This is a genomic window from Leucobacter iarius (assembly GCF_039530105.1).
Classification (GTDB): domain Bacteria; phylum Actinomycetota; class Actinomycetes; order Actinomycetales; family Microbacteriaceae; genus Leucobacter; species Leucobacter iarius.
This window is the reverse complement of record NZ_BAAAOB010000003.1, coordinates 262,403-280,928: the sequence shown is the minus strand read 5'-3', so window position 1 is coordinate 280,928 and position 18,526 is coordinate 262,403. Positions and strand designations below refer to the sequence as shown.

General features: G+C 71.3%; 16 protein-coding genes. 4 read left to right on the top strand and 12 right to left on the bottom strand.

From position 1 onward, the window contains the following. Nucleotides 1-61 precede the first annotated feature (61 nt). The 10 genes from trmD to ABD169_RS12885 form a co-directional block, all read right to left on the bottom strand. On the bottom strand, nucleotides 62-808 hold the full coding sequence (trmD, locus tag ABD169_RS12930; RefSeq protein WP_046454540.1) for a tRNA (guanosine(37)-N1)-methyltransferase TrmD: 747 nt from the start codon (nucleotides 806-808) through the stop codon (nucleotides 62-64). After that, complete coding sequence (gene rimM / locus ABD169_RS12925; RefSeq protein WP_046454539.1) at nucleotides 805-1,479, bottom strand: ribosome maturation factor RimM; 675 nt, start codon at nucleotides 1,477-1,479, stop codon at nucleotides 805-807. Before rimM ends, trmD begins: the two co-directional genes overlap by 4 nt. Next, on the bottom strand, nucleotides 1,476-1,772 hold the full coding sequence (locus tag ABD169_RS12920; protein WP_046454538.1) for an RNA-binding protein: 297 nt from the start codon (nucleotides 1,770-1,772) through the stop codon (nucleotides 1,476-1,478). Before ABD169_RS12920 ends, rimM begins: the two co-directional genes overlap by 4 nt. 2 nt (nucleotides 1,773-1,774) lie before the next feature. Beyond that, the gene (rpsP, locus tag ABD169_RS12915) at nucleotides 1,775-2,206 is read right to left on the bottom strand and encodes a 30S ribosomal protein S16 (RefSeq protein WP_046454537.1); all 432 of its coding nucleotides are present in this window, start codon (nucleotides 2,204-2,206) and stop codon (nucleotides 1,775-1,777) included. A 182-nt stretch (nucleotides 2,207-2,388) separates the two neighbouring features. Next, nucleotides 2,389-3,882 (bottom strand): aminopeptidase P family protein, encoded by a 1,494-nt coding sequence (locus tag ABD169_RS12910; RefSeq protein WP_344032819.1) that lies wholly within the window; start codon nucleotides 3,880-3,882, stop codon nucleotides 2,389-2,391. Beyond that, nucleotides 3,879-5,177, bottom strand: a complete 1,299-nt coding sequence (locus tag ABD169_RS12905) for an alpha/beta fold hydrolase (protein WP_344032817.1) — start codon at nucleotides 5,175-5,177, stop codon at nucleotides 3,879-3,881. Before ABD169_RS12905 ends, ABD169_RS12910 begins: the two co-directional genes overlap by 4 nt. A gap of 34 nt (nucleotides 5,178-5,211) precedes the next feature. Next, on the bottom strand, nucleotides 5,212-6,177 hold the full coding sequence (locus ABD169_RS12900) for an ABC transporter permease (RefSeq protein WP_046454227.1): 966 nt from the start codon (nucleotides 6,175-6,177) through the stop codon (nucleotides 5,212-5,214). Then, on the bottom strand, nucleotides 6,174-7,139 hold the full coding sequence (locus ABD169_RS12895) for an ABC transporter permease (RefSeq protein ID WP_231580778.1): 966 nt from the start codon (nucleotides 7,137-7,139) through the stop codon (nucleotides 6,174-6,176). The genes ABD169_RS12900 and ABD169_RS12895 overlap by 4 nt, the downstream gene beginning before the upstream one ends. Next, nucleotides 7,136-8,986 (bottom strand): dipeptide ABC transporter ATP-binding protein, encoded by a 1,851-nt coding sequence (locus tag ABD169_RS12890; RefSeq protein ID WP_046454226.1) that lies wholly within the window; start codon nucleotides 8,984-8,986, stop codon nucleotides 7,136-7,138. Before ABD169_RS12890 ends, ABD169_RS12895 begins: the two co-directional genes overlap by 4 nt. A 71-nt stretch (nucleotides 8,987-9,057) precedes the next feature. After that, entirely contained in the window at nucleotides 9,058-10,818 is a 1,761-nt protein-coding gene (locus ABD169_RS12885; protein ID WP_046454225.1) for an ABC transporter substrate-binding protein, read from the bottom strand. A gap of 224 nt (nucleotides 10,819-11,042) precedes the next feature. On the opposite strand from ABD169_RS12885, the gene ABD169_RS12880 reads away from it, so the two are divergent. After that, complete coding sequence (locus ABD169_RS12880) at nucleotides 11,043-12,194, top strand: glutamate--cysteine ligase (RefSeq protein ID WP_344032813.1); 1,152 nt, start codon at nucleotides 11,043-11,045, stop codon at nucleotides 12,192-12,194. After that, the gene (locus ABD169_RS12875) at nucleotides 12,191-13,564 is read left to right on the top strand and encodes an extracellular solute-binding protein (RefSeq protein WP_344032811.1); all 1,374 of its coding nucleotides are present in this window, start codon (nucleotides 12,191-12,193) and stop codon (nucleotides 13,562-13,564) included. Before ABD169_RS12880 ends, ABD169_RS12875 begins: the two co-directional genes overlap by 4 nt. Before the next feature lie 37 nt (nucleotides 13,565-13,601). Here the strand turns inward: ABD169_RS12875 and ABD169_RS12870 are convergent, their stop codons facing one another. Together ABD169_RS12870 and ffh are read right to left on the bottom strand one after the other, a co-directional pair. Further along, nucleotides 13,602-14,735, bottom strand: coding sequence for a hypothetical protein (locus ABD169_RS12870; RefSeq protein ID WP_344032809.1), 1,134 nt, complete (start codon nucleotides 14,733-14,735; stop codon nucleotides 13,602-13,604). Nucleotides 14,736-14,777: 42 nt separating this feature from the next. Further along, a complete protein-coding gene (gene ffh, locus ABD169_RS12865) occupies nucleotides 14,778-16,352 on the bottom strand; it encodes a signal recognition particle protein (protein ID WP_046454221.1) in 1,575 nt (524 codons plus the stop codon). A gap of 44 nt (nucleotides 16,353-16,396) precedes the next feature. Here ffh and ABD169_RS12860 point away from each other — a divergent pair, with 44 nt between their 5' ends. Both ABD169_RS12860 and ABD169_RS12855 read left to right on the top strand, forming a co-directional pair. Next, nucleotides 16,397-17,050: a hypothetical protein gene (locus ABD169_RS12860; protein WP_344032807.1), complete on the top strand. Its 654-nt coding sequence runs from the start codon at nucleotides 16,397-16,399 to the stop codon at nucleotides 17,048-17,050. A gap of 175 nt (nucleotides 17,051-17,225) precedes the next feature. Then, nucleotides 17,226-18,512 (top strand): hypothetical protein, encoded by a 1,287-nt coding sequence (locus ABD169_RS12855; RefSeq protein ID WP_344032805.1) that lies wholly within the window; start codon nucleotides 17,226-17,228, stop codon nucleotides 18,510-18,512. Nucleotides 18,513-18,526 lie beyond the last annotated feature (14 nt).

Here is an 18,526-nt window from a genome sequence, read left to right as displayed (position 1 = left end):
GCAGCACCGCGGTCGCGCGAGGGCCGCAGCGGCGGGAACGATTCCGCGCGGAGCACGCGGGCTACGCCTCGCGCAGCTCCTCGGGAAGGAGCTCGGGGCGCACTCGGCGGGTGCGCTCGATGCGCTGCTCGCGGCGCCAACGCTCGACGGCGGCGTGGTTGCCGCTCAACAGCACGGGCGGCACCTCGCGGCCGCGCCACTCGGCGGGCTTCGTGTAGCTCGGGTACTCGAGCAGGCCGTCCTCCTCGTGGGATTCCTCGACCAGACTCTCGGGGTTGCCCACGACGCCGGGCAGTAGGCGGCCGATCGCCTCGATCATCGCGATCGTCGCGACCTCGCCGCCGTTCAGCACGTAGTCGCCGATGCTCACGAGGCGCACGCGCCCGCGCTCGGCGTACTCGTCGAAGACGCGCTGGTCGATACCCTCGTAGCGGCCGCAGCCGAACACCAGGTGGCGTTCTTCCGCGAGCTCGCGCGCCATGCGCTGCGTGAACACGTCGCCGGCGGGCGACGGGAAGATGATGAGCGGCTCCGCGCCGCCGTCGGGCACGGACTCCGAGCCCGCCGAGCCGGAGGCCGAATCCGCCAGGATCCCGTCGAGCATCTCGCCCCACGGCTCCGGCTTCATGACCATGCCGGCTCCGCCGCCCGCGGGAGTGTCGTCGACGGTGCGGTGCTTGTCGTGAGCGGCCTCGCGCAGGTCGTGCACGCGCAGGTCGATGAGCCCGCGGCTCTTGGCCTTGCCGAGCAGCGAGAGCTCGAGCGCATCGAAGTAGCCGGGGAAGATCGAGACGACGTCGATCCTCATGCGGTCGGCCCCGACTCCCCCTCGGCGGGCGACTCGTCGGCGTTCGCGGAACCGCCCGAAGCGGGTCCGCCGGCCTCGATCGCCGCGCTCTCGTCGAAGAGTCCGGGCGGCGGGGTCACGATGACGACGCCGGCCTCGGGATCGACGCTCGGCACGATCGCCTCGACGAACGGGACGAGCACGGTGCCGCCGGGCGTGTGCACCGACAGCAGATCCTGCGCCGGGAAGTGCTGCACCTCGGCGACGGTGCCCAGCTCGACGGTGCCGAGCTCGGGGTCCTCGCGGCGCACCGAGAGGCCGACGAGCTGGTGGTCGTACCAGGCGTTCTCCTCGGCGCCGGCCGCGACGGCGTCCTCGTCGATCCAGAGGATCGCGCGAACGCCGCTCTCGACCGCGGTGCGATCCGGCAGCTCTTCGAAGAAGGCAACGGGCGTCTCGTTGAACCAGCGGAGCTCGCGCAGCGTGAGCGTGCGGCCGAACCACTGCGAGTCCTCGGGGACCTGCAGCTGGAACACGGCGCCCGGCACGAAGCGCAGCTCGGGGTTGTCGGTGTAGAGCTCGACCTTGACGCCGCCCTTGAGCCCGTGGGGCTTGGTGAGCCGACCAACGCGGAGGCTCCCCGCACCCTGAGCGGGTCGGGGAGCCTTCGCGCGGCCTGATGCTGCGCTCACGCGCGAGCCTCGACGTTCGGGGCGTCCGACGTGTCGGATCCGCCCTCGGCATCGGTGTCGACCACGTCGACGCGAACCCGATGACCGTCGGCCAGCGAGCCGATCACGGTGCGCAGCGACTGCGCCGTGCGACCACCGCGTCCGATGACGCGGCCCAGGTCGCGCGGGTTCACGCGCACCTCGAGCAGCTCACCCCGCGGAGTCTCGCGCGCATCGACGCGCACCTGCTCGGGGTGATCGACGATCCCCTTGACCAGGTGTTCGAGTGCTTCGGCGAGCGCGGGGGCAGCCATTCTTAGGCCTCTGCCGTCTCAGCCGCGGCCTCGTCGGCAGCGGGAGCCTCGTCGGCGGCCTCGGCTGCGGGAGCAGCGGGCTTCTCGGCCTTGGGGCGCAGGACCGGCTTCTTGGCCGAGTCGGCCTCGAAGGCGACCTTGGCCTCGGGAGCGAGGATCTTCGACTCGGTCTCGCCCTCGCCGGTGAACTTGCCCCAGTCGCCGCTCAGCTTGAGGATGGCCGCGACCTGCTCGGTCGGCTGCGCGCCGACGCTCAGCCAGTACTGCGCACGATCCGAGTTGACCTCGATGAACGAGGGGTGCTCGGTCGGGTGGTACTTGCCGATCTCCTCGATGACGCGACCGTCGCGCTTGGTGCGCGAGTCGGCGACGACGATGCGGTAGTAGGGGGCCCGGATCTTGCCGAGACGCTTCAGGCGGATCTTGACTGCCATGATGCTCCTTCAGTGATGAGTTCGGGCGCTCGGCCCGATGATGAAAAACGCCGCGACTCGACCGGCGAGGCCGGCGCGGCGCGAAGCTGACGCGCGGATCGCGCGAACCCGTCAATCCTGCCACGATCCCGACAGAAATGCAATTTTTGTCAGGATCAGGGATTTTTCGGACTCGCGGTGAATCAGGCCATCTCCGTCATCCAGCGTTCGATCCCCGCGGCATCGATCGGGAGCCCGTCGCTGAGCACCTCGATGCCGGTCTCGGTGACGATCAGATCGTCCTCGAGCCGGACGCCGATGCCCCGCAGCTCGGGCGGGATCGTCTCGTCCCAGGCGTGGAAGTACAGGCCCGGCTCCACCGTGAGCGACATGCCGGGTTCGATCGTGCCGCCCAGGTAGGCCTCGTAGCTCGAGGCGTCGCAGTCGTGCACGTCGAGCCCGAGGTGGTGGCCCACCCCGCACACGATGAACCGACGGTGCTGCTGCCCCGTCTCTGAGAGCGCCTCGTCGACCGACACCGGGAGCACGCCCCAGTCGGACAGGCCCTGCGCCAGCACCTCCATCGATGCCGCGTGGAAGTCCGCCCAGGGCTTGCCCGGCTGCACCGCGGCGAGCCCCGCCCGGTGCGAGCGCTCGACGAGGTCGTGCACCTGCCGCTGCACGTCGCTGAACCGTCCGCTCGCCGGTACGGTGCGCGTCACATCGGCCGTGTAGCCGCTGCGGTTCTCCACGCCCATGTCGAGCAGCAGCAGCGCTTCCGGATCGATCTCGCCGTCGGCCCGCACCCAGTGCAGGATCGGCGCGTGCGCGCCGGATCCCACGATCGTCGCGTAGCCGGGCGCCTGCCCCACCGTGCGCGCGTGGCGGTCGAAGGTGCCCTGCAGCCAGCGCTCCCCGCCGCGCTCGATCGCGCGCGGGATCTCGCGCCGCACCTCGACGAAGCCGTCGATCGTGTTCGCGACCGCGCTGCGCAGCTCGGCGATCTCCCACGCATCCTTGATCCGACGCAGCTCGGAGAGCACGCGTGCGAGCTCCGCCGAGCGCCGCCGTCCGTCGAGCTGGGCGCCGGCGCCGCGCGCGACGACGGCCGCGCCCGCGATCAGCGCGTCGTCGACGACGTCCAGCTCGGCGATCGGGCGCACGCGGATCCCGAGCGCGGCCTCGAGCTCGGCGGCGCCGGGCTGCGGTCCGACCCACAGTTCGCCGTGCGCCGCGTCGGCGTGGAACGCCGCGTCGCCGGGACGCGCGGGCGGCGTGATGTAGAGCGTCGCGTCGTGCCCGCCCGCGACGGGCCGCAGCACGAGCACCCCGTCCTCGACGGCGTAGCCGACGAGCCAGAGGAAGTCGCTGTCGGCGCGGAAGTCGAAGAACGTGTCGTTCATGCGCAGCTGCGCGCGCCCGGCGGTGACCACGAGGGTCCGCCCGGGCAGCGCCTCGGACAGTCGGCGGCGGTGCGCCTCGGCCGCCGGGATCGCGCCCGACTCCACCCGCGGGGTGCGGTCGGCGTCGCCCCAGCCCGTCTGGATCCACTCGGTGAACCCGGGCGTGGTCGCGAGCAGGGGCATGCGGGGATCCCGGCGCTGCGAGCGGGAGTTCGCCGTGCTCGACTCCCAGTCGACGGCGCGGACCGCCTCCCCCAGGCCGTTCAGTTCGATTCCGTGGTTGTGCGCGCTCATTGCTTCCTCTCGCTGACCGTGCCGCCGAGCCGGTGCTCGAGGGCGGTGAACAGGCGCTCCGCGACTCCGTCGTGGTGCACGCCGTCGTGCTCGTACTCGTTGGTGACCCAGGCGTTCACTCCCGCGACGCGGGAGGCCGTGTCGAGCGACAGCCCCGAATCGACGTAGAGGTCGTCGAAGTACACGGCGGCCTCGACCGGCACCTCGTTCGCGGCGAGCCGCTCGGGGTCGTACATCTCGATCGGCCAGGCCCGCTCGGCCAGCAGCTCGACCCCGGCGCGGAACCCGCGCAGGGCGCGGATCTCGTCGAACATCCAGGGGAAGACCGTCTCGCCGGTGAACAGCAGCGGGCGCGCGGACTCCGCGAATTCGGGGCGCCGATCGCGCTCGCGCTGCGCGGCCCAGGCCGAGGGGCCGGGTCCGTAGATGGCCTCCTGCAGCGCCATGTAGAGCGGATCCGCGGTGAACGCGGATCCCGCGCCGACCGCATCGACGAAGGTGTCGCTCAGGCGCGTCTCGGCCTCGTCCACGAATGCCTCGTCGAGCACCCAGTGGACGCGGTCGAACCCGGGTCCCATGCCGAAGCCCATACCGAGGGTCTGGAAGCGGCGCACCGTGAGGCGGTCGCCGTCGGTCAGGCGCACGTCCTCCGCCTCGAGCAGGTCGGCGATGCGGGCGACCCGATCCGTGAGGTGCGGGGTGCGCTCGCGGAAGATGCGGTTCTTCTCGACCATGCGCGGGAAGGTGCGTCGGTAGACCTCGTCGGGGTCCGGCTCCAGCGCGGCGAGCCCGCCGGTGACGGCCGAACCGATGACCGCCTCGGGCGCGGTCGACAGGTAGTGCATGGTGAGGAACCCGCCGTAGCTCTGCCCCAGGGTCCACCACTGGCGGCCGCCGTAGTGCCGTGCCCGGATCGCCTCGAAGTCCCGGACGATCGAGTCGGCGCGGTGCAGCGAGAGGCGGCGTGCGGCCTCCTCGGCCGGCAGCTCGGCGAACTCGCGACCCGAGAGCGGCGTGGACCGGCCGGTCCCCCGCTGGTCGGGGATCACCAGACGGAACCGCTTCAGCGCGGCTCCCACCCACGAGGAGCGGCCGAGCGGGCGCGTGCCCTTGCCGCCGGGGCCGCCCTGCAGGTGCACCATCAGCGGCAGATCGTCGTTGCGGCGCTCGGCCGCGACCAGCTCGCGGGCGTAGACGCGGATCGTCTCGCCCTCCGGGTCGTTCCAGTCGAGCGGCACGGTGGTCCACACGTCCCGCGCGACGATGTCGGTCCCGATCAGATACTCGCTGCTCACGATCCTGTCCTTCTTCCTCCGGCGTCGCGCCGGATCACTGATTCGCCGTCCGCACCCGCGAGTCGAGCAGCGCGTAGAGCGTGTCGACCACGAGGTTCGAGACCACCACGAACACGCCGCCGAGCAGCACGATCGCGATGATCACGGGGCGATCCTGCATCGCCACGCTCGACACCGCCAGCGCGCCGACGCCCTGGAGGCCGAACACCTGCTCGATGACGATCACACCGCCGAGCAGCATACCGATGTCGATGCCCAGCTGGGTCACGAGCGGCGGCATCGCGCTGCGGAACGCGTGGACGTAGGTCACCCGGCGTTCGGTCAGCCCCTTGGCCCGGGCCGTGCGGACGTAGTCCTGGCCCAGCACGTCGAGCATCTGACCTCGGGTGAGCCGCGCGTAGACCGCGCTCGTGACGAGCGCGAGCGTGATCCACGGCAGGATGAGGTGCCAGGCCCACTGCAGCGGGTTCTCGGTGAAGGGCACGTAGCCCGAAGGCGGGAACAGCGTGAGGCCGATCTTCGTCGGCAGGAAGTACAGGGTGTAGAGGGCCAGCATGCCGAGCACGAAGGTCGGGAAGCTGATGCCCACGATGGCGAAGCCCTGACCGGCGCGGTCGCGCAGGCTGCCCGGGCGCTTCGCCGAGGCGATGCCGATCGGGATGCCGATGGCGAGCCAGACCACGACGGCACCGAACACGAGGGACATGGTGATCGGGATCCGCGCGAGCACGAGGTCCGCGACCGGCAGGTTGGTCCGGTACGAGAACCCGAGGTCGCCCTGCAGCAGATGCCCGATGAATCGGAGGTACTGCTCCGGCATGGGCCGGTCCAGGCCGAGATTGCTGCGGATCTGCGCCATGAGCGCCTCGGTGGCCTTATCGCCCGCGATGATGCGCGCGGGGTCCGAGGGCGTCACGTAGAACAGCACGAAGACGAAGACGCTGAGCAGGAACAGCACCAGGACGCCGAAGCCGATCCTGGAGGCGAGGAAGCGGATCACGACTTCCCTCCCTTCGACGAGGACGGGTCGAGCGCATCGCGCAGCCCGTCCCCGAGCAGATTGAACGCGAGCGTGAGCGCGAGCAGCGCCAGGCCCGGCACGAGCACCATCCAGGGGGCCACCATGTACATGGAGCCGTTCGCGGCGTCGGCCAGCATGTTGCCCCAGCTCGGCGTGGGCGGGACGATGCCGAGCCCCAGGAACGAGAGCGTCGCCTCGAACACGATCGCGGCGGGGATCATGAGGGTGGTGTAGACGATGATGGGCACGACCAGGTTCGGCAGCACGCCGGTGAACATGATCGACAGCCGCGACTCGCCGAGCGACCGCGCCGCCTCGATGAACTCCCGTTCCCGCACCGCGAGCACCTGGCCCCGGATGACCCGCGCGAGACCGGTCCAGCTGAAGAACACGATCACCGCGATCGACAGCTGCAGGCTCGGCCCGAGCACCGAGACCGTCGCGATCGCGACGAGCAGGAACGGCACGCTCATGACGAGATCGATGACGCGGCTGAGGATCGTGTCGGTGACCCCGCCGAAGAAGCCGGCGGTCATGCCGATCAGGATTCCGATCGCCGAGGCGATGAGCGATGCGACGACGCCGACGAGCAGCGAGACCCGGGCTCCGTAGGCGAGGCGGACGAGCACGTCGCGCCCCAGCTGGTCGGTGCCGAGCAGGAACTCGCCGCTCGGGCCGACGGGGATGCCCGCCGCCGACAGGCCGGTCTCGCGGAACTGCTCGGTCGGCCCGTGACCGGTCCACTGCGCGATCAGCGGGGCGGCGATCGCGAACGCGATGAGCAGCAGGATCACGATCGCCGAGACCACACTGGCGGGATCGCGGACGAGCCGCGCGACGGTGAGCTGCCAGGAGCTCCGGGCGCGGATCGCCGCGGCGTTCCGCGCCGCCGCGGCCGGGGTGATGATCACCCGGGTCTCCTTCGAGAAGATTCCGCTCACGATGCCGCCCTCCCCGCGTCGCGGAGCGACCCCTCGAAAGTCGCCACCAGTTCTCGCGCGGACGGGATCCTCGGGATCTCCGGTGCCGCGGCGGACAGCAGCTTGCGCGTGAACGGCTGCTCGGGATTCCGGGAGATCTCCTCGGCGTCCCCGAGCTCGATGATCCGGCCGCCCTCCATGACCGCGATGCGGTCGCACACGTGGCGCACCACGGCGAGGTCGTGCGAGATGAAGAGGTAGGTGAGGCCGAGCTCGCGCTGCAGCTCGTCGAGCAGGTTCAGCACCTGGGCCTGGATCGAGACGTCGAGGGCCGACACCGGCTCGTCGAGGATCACGAGTTCGGGGCGGAGCGCGATCGCCCGTGCGATGCCGATGCGCTGCCGCTGTCCGCCCGAGAACTGGGAGGGGAACCGGTTGTAGTGCTCGGGGTTCAGCCCGACGAGCTCCATCAGCTCCTGCACCCGGCGCAGGCGCTCCGCGCCGGACGCCGCACGGTGGATCCGGAACGGATCGCCGATGATCGAGCCGACCCGGCGCTTCGGGTTCAGGGATCCGAAGGGATCCTGGAAGACCACCTGCACCTTGCGGCGCTGCGCCCGCCATTCCTCCGCACTCAATCGCGCGGTGTCGGCGCCGTCGAAACGCACGGTGCCGGCGGTCTGGCGGATGAGTCCGGCGATGGTGCGGGCGAGCGTCGTCTTGCCGCACCCGCTCTCGCCGACGAGCCCGAGCGTCTCCCCGCGCCGGACCGCGAGCGAGATCCCGTCCAGCACGGTCTTGGGGGCGCCTCTGCGCTGCGGGAACGCGAGCGAGAGATCGGAGACCTCGACGATGGTGTCGTCCTCGCGCGGCTGCAGTCCGGGGAGCTCGGACACGGGCGCCTCGGGTTCGGAGGGTGCGGACTCGAGCCAGCAGAGCGCCTCGGTGCCGTCATCGTAGCGGCGGACCGGCGGCCGGGAGCCGCAGATCTCGCTCGCGTCGGGGCAGCGGCTCTGGAACACGCAGCCGGCCGGCGGCGCGAGCAGGCTCGGGGTGCGGCCGGGGATCGGCACGAGCGGCGTCCCCGGGGCGCTGTTGAAGGAGGAGGAACGGAGCAGTCCGGCGGTGTACGGGTGCGCGGGACTGCCGAGGACGTTCCCGCTCTCGCCGATCTCCATGCGTCGGCCGCCGTACATGACCATCACCCGGTCGGCGACTCGGGCGAGCACCCCGAGGTCGTGGCTGATCATGAGCACCGTCGCGCCGAGGTCGGCGCGCATCTCGGCGAGCAGGTCCAGGATCTGAGCCTGCACGGTCGAATCGAGCGCCGTCGTCGGCTCGTCCGCGATGATCATCGCGGGTCCGAGCGAGAGGCTCATCGCGATCATGACGCGCTGTCGCATCCCACCCGAGAACTGATGCGGATAGGCGTCGAAGCGCGCAGCCGCGTCGGGGATCCTGACCTTCTCGAGCAGTTCGATCGCCCGCGCCTTCGCGGCCTCCTTGGTCACCCGCTCGTGGGCGCGGATCTGCTCGACGATCTGCCACCCGACGGTGTACTGCGGGTGCAGGCTCGACAGCGGGTCCTGGAAGATCATGCTGATCTCCTTGCCGCGCTTGCGGCGCAGCCCGTCCGCGTCGAGCGCGAGCAGGTCGGCGCCCTGGAACCGGACGGTCCCCGAGGTCTTCGCCTGCGGGATCAGACCCATCACCGACTGCACCAGCACGGACTTGCCCGAGCCGGATTCGCCGACGATGCCGAAGAACTCCCCCTCGCGCACGTCGAATGAGACGTCCTGCACCGCGTGCACGTCGCCGTCCTCGGTCGGAATGTCGACCACGAGGCCGGACACTTCCAGAATCGACATCAGTCGTTCCTCCTCCTTCTCAGGGGTTCGGGGGCCGGCGCCGCCGCGCGCCGACCCCCGTCACCGGATCGCTACTTCTTCAGCCAGACGTTCGTCCAGTCGCCGTTCTGGGCGAGTGCGTAGATCTCGAAGTTCTGCACGCGCTCGGAGTGGTAGTTGGCCTTCTTCCGCGCGACGATGCTCACGATCGGCGAGTCCTTCATGACGGTCTCGTCGACCTGGTGCCAGATCTTTCCGGCCTCCTCGGGAGTGCTCGCGGCGAGCGCCTTCGCGGCGAGCGCGTTCGCCTCGTCGTTGTTGTAGTCGACGTAGTTGTACGACTGCGGGGTCCCGTTGAAGGTGAACTGGGGCTGGAACACGCTGCGAGCGGCACCGCCGACCCAGTCGGGCGACCAGCCGACGAGGGCGACGTCCCACTTGCCGTCCTTCGCGTTGGACGGGTTCGTCATGAAGTTCGCGTAGTAGTCGGTCGGTGGGACCGGGAAGAGCTCGACGGTGATCCCGGCCTTCTCGAGGCTCGCCTGCACCGTCTGCGCGATGTCCGGCTGCGCGCCGAGGTTGCGGTACGGCAGCTTGAGCTTGAGGTTCGTGACGCCGGCCTGCTTGAGCAGCGCCTTCGCCTTCTCGGGATCGGCCTTGCCGCTCTTGTCGCCGTAGGGGGCGAAGTCCTCGTAGCCGTTGATGCCGGGGCCGAAGATGCCGTTGGTCACGGTGGCGATGTCGGGTCCGCCCATCACCTGCACGACCGCGGGCTTGTCGATCGCGTACTGCAGCGCTTCGCGGACCTCGGGCTTCTGCAGCGCTCCCCCGTTGTTGCTGGTCTTCGTGTTGATCCACATGAACTGGTCGACGCCGCCGTTGGCCATCGTGGTCAGCTTCTGGTCGTTGGCGGTCTTCAGCTGCTGGATGTTCGCCGGGCTCGGCTGGATGTCGAAGAGCAGGTCGGCGGAACCGGCCTGCAGCTGCTGCATGGCCGCATCGTCCTCGAGCCCCATGGTCATCTTGATCTCGTCGACGTAGGCCTTGCGGAGCGGATCGCTGTCGGCCTTCCAGGACGGGTTGCGCACCAGGTCCATCGAGGCGTCCGGCTTGTACGCGGAGATCTTGTAGGGCCCGGAGGAGATGAAGTTGTTCCGGTATTCGGGCGAGTCCGGCAGGTAGTCGAGCACCTCGATCGGCGCCGGGTTCGCGGTCGGCAGGCTGAGCATCGAGGTGAAGTCGGATGCGGGCTCGGTGAGCTTGAACACCACGGTCTTCTCGTCGGGGGTCTCGATGCCGCTGATGCGGTTCTTCTCGATGTAGTCCTTCATCGGCGCGATCTCGGGCTTGACCTTCGCGAATCCGGCGCAGAAGGTGTCCATGCCCTCGATCAGTCCGGTGAAGTACCCGCCGAGCGCCGCGCTGATCTTGGGGTTGCAGATCCGCTTGATGCCGCGTGCGACGTCCTCGGCGACGATCGGGCGGGATCCGCCCGGAGCGTCCCAGGTCACCCCGTCGCGAAGCTTGATCGTGTAGGTCTTGCCGCCGTCGCTCGCCTCGGGGACCTCGGTCGCGAGGTCGCCGGCCAGCTCGATCCGGGTCTTCTCGTCGTTCGACGATTTGTAGCTGAGGATGGAGCGGGAGACCGTACGGATGACGCCGTTCACCGGGACGTAGGCGGTCAGCTGCGGATCGAGGTGGTCCACGTCCCCGTTCGCCAGCACCTTGAGCGTTCCGCCTTTCTGCCCCTCGGCCGCGGGGGCTCCTCCTCCGCCTCCGCTGGAACAGCCGGACAGCGCGAGCGCCGCGGCCGCGGCGAGGGCGGTGGTCGAGATGATGAGTTTTCGAGCCATTGAGAGTCACCTTTGAGTCATCGAGCTTCGTGCGCCCGACCGTCCGGTCGGCACGCCGAACGGGCCCAATCTCGAACCCCGTTCGCGATTAGTAACATAGTACATGTCATCTTTCGCATTGCATTGACGATGATCTCGAAAAGATCACGATCACCCGAGCCGCACGGCGTCCACCCGCACGGGCACGCACTAGGCTTTTTGCTAGTCGCCGGGAGGAGCCCCAGATGACCATCGATTTCGCGCGGTCCCCCCGCTCGACGCTCGGCATCGAGTGGGAGCTCGCCCTCGTCGATCCCGTCAGCCGTTCCCTCGCGAACACGGCACCGCCGATCCTCGCCGAGCTCGAACGGCGCTGGCCCCCGAGCCCGGGCGCTCCACAGGCGACCAGCGAGCTGCTGCAGAACACCGTCGAGCTCGTCTCGGCCCCGCACCGTCGCGTGGGCGAGGCCATCGGCGAGCTCCGCCTGCTCGCCGCGGACCTGCTCGACCAGGCGCGCGCCCACGGGGTGCGCGTGATCGGCACCGGCAGCCACCCGTTCTCGCGCTGGGAGGACCAGCTCATCACCCCCGGCGAACGCTACGGCCGATTCGTCGAGCGCACCCAGTGGTGGGGCCGCAACATGCTCATCTGGGGCGTGCACGTGCACGTGGGCATCGACCGCCGGGAGCGCGTGATCCCGACCCTGCACACGCTGCTCACCTACCAGCCGGTGTTCCAGGCGCTCTCGGCGTCGAGCCCGTTCTGGGCGGGCGAGGCGACCGGGTACCGGTCCAACCGCACCCTCATGTTCCAGCAGCTGCCCTCGGCCGGGCTCCCGGCGCACGTCGAGAGCTGGGAGGATTTCGAGCGCGTCATCGAGGATCTCACCCGCACCGGGGTCATCGCCGAGCCGACCGAGGCCCGCTGGGATGTGCGCCCGGCTCCCCGCTGGGGCACGATCGAGGTCCGCTTCTGCGACGGCTCGTCGTCACTCGAGACGCTGGGGGCCCTCGCGGCCCTCACCCAGTGCCTCGTCGAGGACTGCGCCCGACGGCTCGACCGCGGCGAGACGCTGCCGCTGCTGCCGCCCTGGTTCGCCCGCGAGAACAAGTGGCGCGCGGCGCGCTTCGGCCTCGACGCCGAGGTCATCTACGACGCCGCGGGCTCGCAGGCCCGACTGCGCGACCGCGTGTCGGTGCTGCTCGACCGGCTCGCTCCGGTCGCCGTGGATCTCGGCTGCGTCGACGAGCTCGAGCAGGTCGCCCGGATCGTCGAGAGCGGCACGAGCGCCGACCGCCAGCTCGAGACCTACTCGCGGCTCGGCGGCACCCTCGACGCGCTCCGCGCCGTCGTCGACTCGGAGGCGGACGCGTTCGAGCGGAGCGTGCGCGGATGATCCGACCCCCTCGCCGAACCCGTCGAGCGCGCCTTCGGCGCATCGGGACGCTGGGGATCGCCGCGGCGCTCGGCCTCGGCGCGCTCGGCCTGAGCGGTTGCGCGCCCGCGGACACGGGCTCGTCCGCGGCCCGCTCGGGCGCGGAAGCCGACGCCGAGGCGCTGCCGCGCCTGGACGGCCAGCGCATCACCCTGCTCACCGGGTGGTCGACGCGGGAACGGGAGGCGTTCGCCCCGGTCATCGCCCGGTTCGAGCAGCGCACCGGGGCACGGGTGAAGCTGACCGACGCGGACGAGCGGATCACGGCGAAGGTGTACCACGCGGTCGACGCGTCGAACCTGCCCGATGTCGCCCTGATCCGGCAACCCGGGCTGCTCCGGGAGCTCGTGGCGAACCGGGCGCTGATCCCGCTCGACACCGAGACCCGCGACCGGGTCGCCCGGCACACCGCGCGGTCGTGGCGCGCGCTCGCGACGGTGGACGGCACCGAGTACGGGGTCTGGTTCGCGGGCAGCACCTCCTCGCAGTTCTGGAGCCCCGATGCCGGGGCCGGCGGCGCGGCACCCGCGACCGGCGACTGGTCAGCGTTCCTGCGCGCGCTCCGCGACCGGCCCGCGTCCGACGGTCCCGCGATCTCGGTGGGCGCGAAGTCCGGCTGGCCCGTCGGCGACTGGTTCGAGAACCTCTATCTCGGCGATGCCGGCGCCGAGCAGTACGAGCGGCTGAGCCGGCACGAGATCCCCTGGACCGATCCGTCGGTCGCCCGCGCGCTCGATCAGCTCGCCGAACTGCGCCGGACCCGGGGCGCTCTGCAGCCGGGCACCGCCGACGAATCGTTCGGAGACTCGCTCGACGCCGTGTTCGGCTCGCCGAGGCTCGCGGAGCGCGTCCTCTCCGGCGGCTCCGCGGTGCCGGAGTCCGCGACCGCCGTGCCGTTCCCCTCCCCCGGGGCCGAGCCCGGAGCGTCCGTCATCGGCGGCACCGTCGCCGTGCAGCTCAAGTCCTCGGACGGCGGAGCCGTGCTCCTGCGCTATCTCGCGGGAACCGAGGCGGCGGAGGTCTGGATCGCCGGCGGCGGGATCTCCCCCCACGGCGACGCCGATCTATCGGGCGCCCCGAACGAGGCGGCACGAGCGACGAACGAGCTGGTGCGCCCCGGACCGGGCGGAACCGGGCGCGACGCCCGCCGGTTCGACCTCTCGGATCTCGCACCGAGCGGGTTCGGCGCGTATCCCGACAGCGGTGCCCAGCAGATCCTGCGCGAGTTCTTCGCGCACCCCTCGGACGTTCCGCGGACGCAGCAGCGCCTCGAGCACGCCGCGGAGGCGGCCTGGAGCACGGCGCTCCCGGCGCCGACCGCCGCGCCGTAGCCGAGGCGCCGCGCGGCGGGGCCACCGGTTCAGGCCGTCAGTTCAGGTCGAGCAACCAGTTCAGCACGAACGGGTAGCCGAGCCAGACCACGAGCACCGCGACGCCGATCGCGGTCGCCCAGACCGCCGGGACGCGCCGCAGCCGACGCCCGGCCGGAGCCACCTCGGTCCGGGGACGGTCTGCTCGGGGGTCCGAGTACGTGCGGGTCTGGTGCGCGAGCGACTCGGCGACCGTCTCCGAGAAGCGCAGCAGCGCCGCGGTCTCGTCGCGGTCCGAGCGGCGGCGGAACCGGTTCGAGACCACGATCAGCAGGTCGTCGACGACCTCGATGTCCCAGTGCCGTCCGTAGTCGATGAGCCCGGCCATCACATCGGGGGTGAGGATCTCGAGCGCGTCCCGTTCGTACCCGCCCGGCGCGTGCGCGACGAACCAGCGGTCGAAGTCGCCCTCGAGAGAGATCCGCTGCGAGCCCGAGAGCGTCCCGCGGATCCGCCCGTTGGAGCGGGAATCGAGCAGCAGGTGCGGCAGGGTGCGCGGGAGTCGGAGCTGGAGGAAGCGGAAGGCGATCCGCGGCCCCTTCGGATCGCTCTTGCCGCCGCGGTAGCGGGCCACCGCGATCTGCAGATCGGGCTCCCAACCCGAGCTCGCGCGCCAGAGCGCGAACCGCGTGCCGAACAGGCGCGGTCGGGTATCGCCGGCGCCCGTCGCCCTGCTGCGCGCGCCGCTCCGGAGCCGGTCGGTGGCGCGTTGCGTCTCGCTCGGCTCGGCGAAGAACACGCCACGGGAGACCGGGGCGGGCCCGTCGAGCGAGCAGTTCAGATCCCGCTCGCGCGCGAACCCTCGGAACGCGATCAACCGCCGGAGTTCGAACGGACGCGCGAGGGCCACGAGTCCGATCACCGCGAGCGCCATCGTGATCAGGATGAGCAGGAACGCCACGAACGGGATCGCCCCGTCGAGCGCCTCGGGAAGCTGCCAGGACTTCGGGAACCCGACGCTGAGCGCGGAGAACGCCAGCGCACCCGTGAGTGCCGCCAGCAGGAGCAGCCCGGCACCGCCGAGCGCGCGCCGGAACACCCCGGCGTCGGACCCGCCGACCTCGCGCCAGGTCACGCGTCGCGGCCACTCCGCGCGGAACTGCGCCAGGCGGTCGTCGACGGGTGCGCTCATAGCGGGTGCTCGGTCGCGGTCAGCGGCCCTGCGGATGCGGGGTCAGCGACGCCCGCGCCCGAGCATCTGCTGCAGCTGCTCCATGTCGGCCTCGCTCGGCATCGCTGCGCCCGCACCGCCGCCGGCCGCGCCGAGGCCGAAGCCCGATCCGCCGCTCGACTCGGCACGCGCGGCGACGCCCGTCGCCTCCTGCGCCCGCTTGGCGGGGTTGCCCGAGCGCTTCGCACCCTTGCCCTTGCCCTGCGGCTGCTTCTTCTTGCCGTACCCGCCCATGCCGGGCACCGGGCCCATGCCGGGGATCTGCGGCACCCCGCCCTTGGCGACGGTCCGCATCATCTTCGCGGCCTGCTCGAAGCGCTGCACGAGCTGGTTCACGTCGGTCACGGTCATGCCCGAGCCCTTCGCGATGCGCAGACGGCGCGAGCCGTTGAGGATCTTGGGGTTGTGCCGCTCGGCCTTCGTCATCGACTGGATGATGGCCTCGGTGCGGACGATCTCGCGCTCGTCGAAGTTGTCGAGCTGATCCTTCATCTTGCCCATGCCGGGCAGCATGCCCATCATCTTCTTGATGGATCCGGCACCGCGCAGCTGCTGCATCTGCTTGAGGAAGTCGTCGAGCGTGAACGAGTCGCTCGCGATCTTCTCGGCGACCTTGCGCGCCTCGTCCTCGTCGAAGGCGCTCTGCGCCTGCTCGATGAGGGTGAGGATGTCGCCGAGGTCGAGGATCCGGCTGGCCATGCGGTCGGGGTGGAAGGGCTCGAACTCGTCGAGACCCTCGCCCGTGGACGCGAAGAGGATCGGCTTGCCCGTGACTCCGCGGATCGAGAGCGCGGCACCGCCGCGCGCGTCGCCGTCGAGCTTGGTGAGCACGACGCCCGTGAAGTCGACGCCCTCCTGGAAGGCCTTCGCGGTGGCGACCGCGTCCTGGCCGATCATGGCGTCGATGACGAAGAGCACCTCGTCGGGATCGACGGCCTTGCGGATGTCCGCGGCCTGCTTCATGAGCTCGGCGTCCACGCCGAGACGACCGGCCGTATCGACGATCACGAAGTCGTGATGGGTGCGCTTCGCCTCGGCCACGCCGTTCTTGGCGACCTTCACCGGATCGCCGACGCCGTTGCCCGGCTCAGGCGCGTAGATGTCGACGCCGGCCTGCTCGGCGACGACGCCGAGCTGGGTGACGGCGTTGGGGCGCTGGAGGTCGCAGGCAACGAGCATCGGGGTGTGCCCCTGGCCCTTGAGCCACTTGGCCAGCTTGCCCGCGAGCGTGGTCTTGCCCGCACCCTGGAGGCCGGCGAGCATGATGACGGTCGGCGGGTTCTTCGCGAACTCCAGACGGCGCTGCTCGCCGCCGAGGATGCCGATCAGCTCCTCGTTGACGATCTGCACGACCTGCTGCGCCGGGTTCAGCGCCTTGTTGACCTCGTCGCCGAGGGCGCGCTCGCGCACCTTGCCGGTGAAGTCCTTGACCACGTCGAGCGCGACGTCGGCCTCGAGCAGGGCACGGCGGATCTCGCGCACCGTGCCGTCGACGTCGGCCGCCGAGAGCTTGCCCTTCGACCGGAGGTTCTTGAAGGTGTCGGTGAGGCGCGTCGAGAGATTTCCGAAAGTAGCCATAGCAGGCCCATCCTACCCGGCTGCGGGAGGCGTATGGTGAGGGCATGGTCGCGGAGGAGCCGGCAGCGGATGCCCGCGGCGCAGCGCGGCTCCCCCGGTGGCCGGAACGGCTCGCGCTCGCGGTCCTCGTCGCCTCGATCGTCGAGCTGCTGGTGCTGATCGCCGCGGACGGCTGGCTCCCCGACGGGCTCGTGCTCCTGCTCGTCAACCTCGTCGTGCTCGGCGCGCTCGCCTCGGGCGCGCGGCGCGGCGCCCGGGAACCGATCCCGGGCGCCGATCCGGCGCGCGCTCCGATCGGCACCCGGTTCGCCACCGCGGTGCTCGGCTGGTGCCTCGGCGCGCTCGTGGTGCTGCTCGCGGCCGCTCCGGACGCGCGCGCGGCGCAGCTCGCGTTCGCGGGACCGCTGCTCCTGCTCGCGATCCCCGCGCCCTGGGAGTTCTGCTTCCCGCGGGCCGGAACCCGCTGGGGACGACGGCACTGGATCGCGCTCGGGATCGCGGACGCCGCCGTGCTCGTCGCGGCGGCGCTGGTGCCGCACTCGGGAGGCGCCGCGGCCCCGCTCGCGTTCGGGCTCGGCGTCGCCGCCACCCTGCCGCTCATCGCGGTCGCGTTCCTCCGCCCCCTCGGCGAGGTGGGATCCGGGCCGGGCGCGGAGCCGGAGACCGGCGCCGGGACCGACCCGTCCGCCGGTGGGTGAAGCGGCCCCGGAGGGGCTCCGAAGCGGGCACGAACTCGGATTCCGATCCGGCGATCCCCACTGATACTGTTCTCTCCCGGTGCCGAAGCCGGGCGCGGCAGGGCACCGCCTCCGTTCGCACCCGGTGCTGCCCGAAATCAGGCGGCACCGCACGACGAACGAGTGGGGGAAGCTCTTGGCTTCGAGGAAGATCCAGACGACGGCCGCGACCGGAGCGGCGGCGATCGTCGGCGTGCTGCTGCTGCCGACGGGCGCGGCGACCGCGACCGCCGCGGGGACCGAGTACACCGCGGTGGGGCACGCGACCTCCGCGTACGGCGCGGAGATGCGGGCGGAGCTCTCGGTGAGCTCCCGCACCGTCACCGCTGCCGGCGAACGGGTCGTCTACCGACTCCGCGTGCCGTTCTCGGAGTTCACGCACCCGCAGCCCGGGTTCTACCCGCTCACCGCGATGCGGGCGACCGTGGACCTCTCGGCGATCGCGGACGACGTCGCGGATCTCGATTCCGTGTTCGACGATCTCGAGACCTCGCCGCTGCCGGATCTGCTGGTGCGGCGCGACGGCACCACTGTGGTCTTCGAGGCGGAGCACGCGGCCGATGCCCGGGAGTTCGTCGCGACCTTCGCGGTCGACTTCGCGCGCGGCGGCGACGGGGACCTCGGCGTCGACGCGACCGTGGCGATGCGCGGCGGCGAGAACCGCTGGGACTACGGCGCGAGCGTCACGGTCGGCGTTCCCGTGATCGCCGCGCAGCCCGCGCCGATCATCCGCAAGACGGTCGACCGTACGCGCGTGACCGCCGCGAACCCGGCGGTGCGCTACACGATCGAGGTGACCCGCCCGATGGGATCCACCGCGACCGCGTTCTCGCTCTCCGACGACCTGGCCGACACGATCGCGGAGGCCGGCGGCGCGATCCCCGCGGACTTCCGCGTCGAGCGCGGCTCGGTGGCGCCCGCGCAGGACGGCCTGCCGGCCGGCGTGTTCGCCGTCGGGAACGGCGTGCTGACCGGACGCGGCGCGTACGACCCCGAGGGGCGCTTCGCCCTCTCCTTCTCGACCGTCCACCTCGGATCCGCCGACGGTGTGCTGCGGAACACCGCCTGCGCGGAAGCCCCGACCCGGAGCATCGGGGCGGTAGAGACACCGGAGTTCGTCGAGGTACGGGGAGACCGCGCGTGCGCCGCCGCCCCCGAAGTGACCATCGACCGGGTGCCGCCGACGCCGGACCCGAAGCCCGAACCGACGCCCGAACCCGAGCCGACGCCGAGCCCGGATCCCCGGCCGACGCCCGCCCCGCACCCCGCGACGCCCACCGCGGACGGCGCCGAGCGGTCCGGAACCCTCGCGACCACCGGTGGCACGGCCGCCGGCGCCGCGACGGTCACCGCGGGCGCGCTCGCGCTGACCGGCGCCGGCGCGCTGCTGCTCCGCCGTGCGCGTTCCCGACGCGACGCCTGAGGCGACGAGGGAGC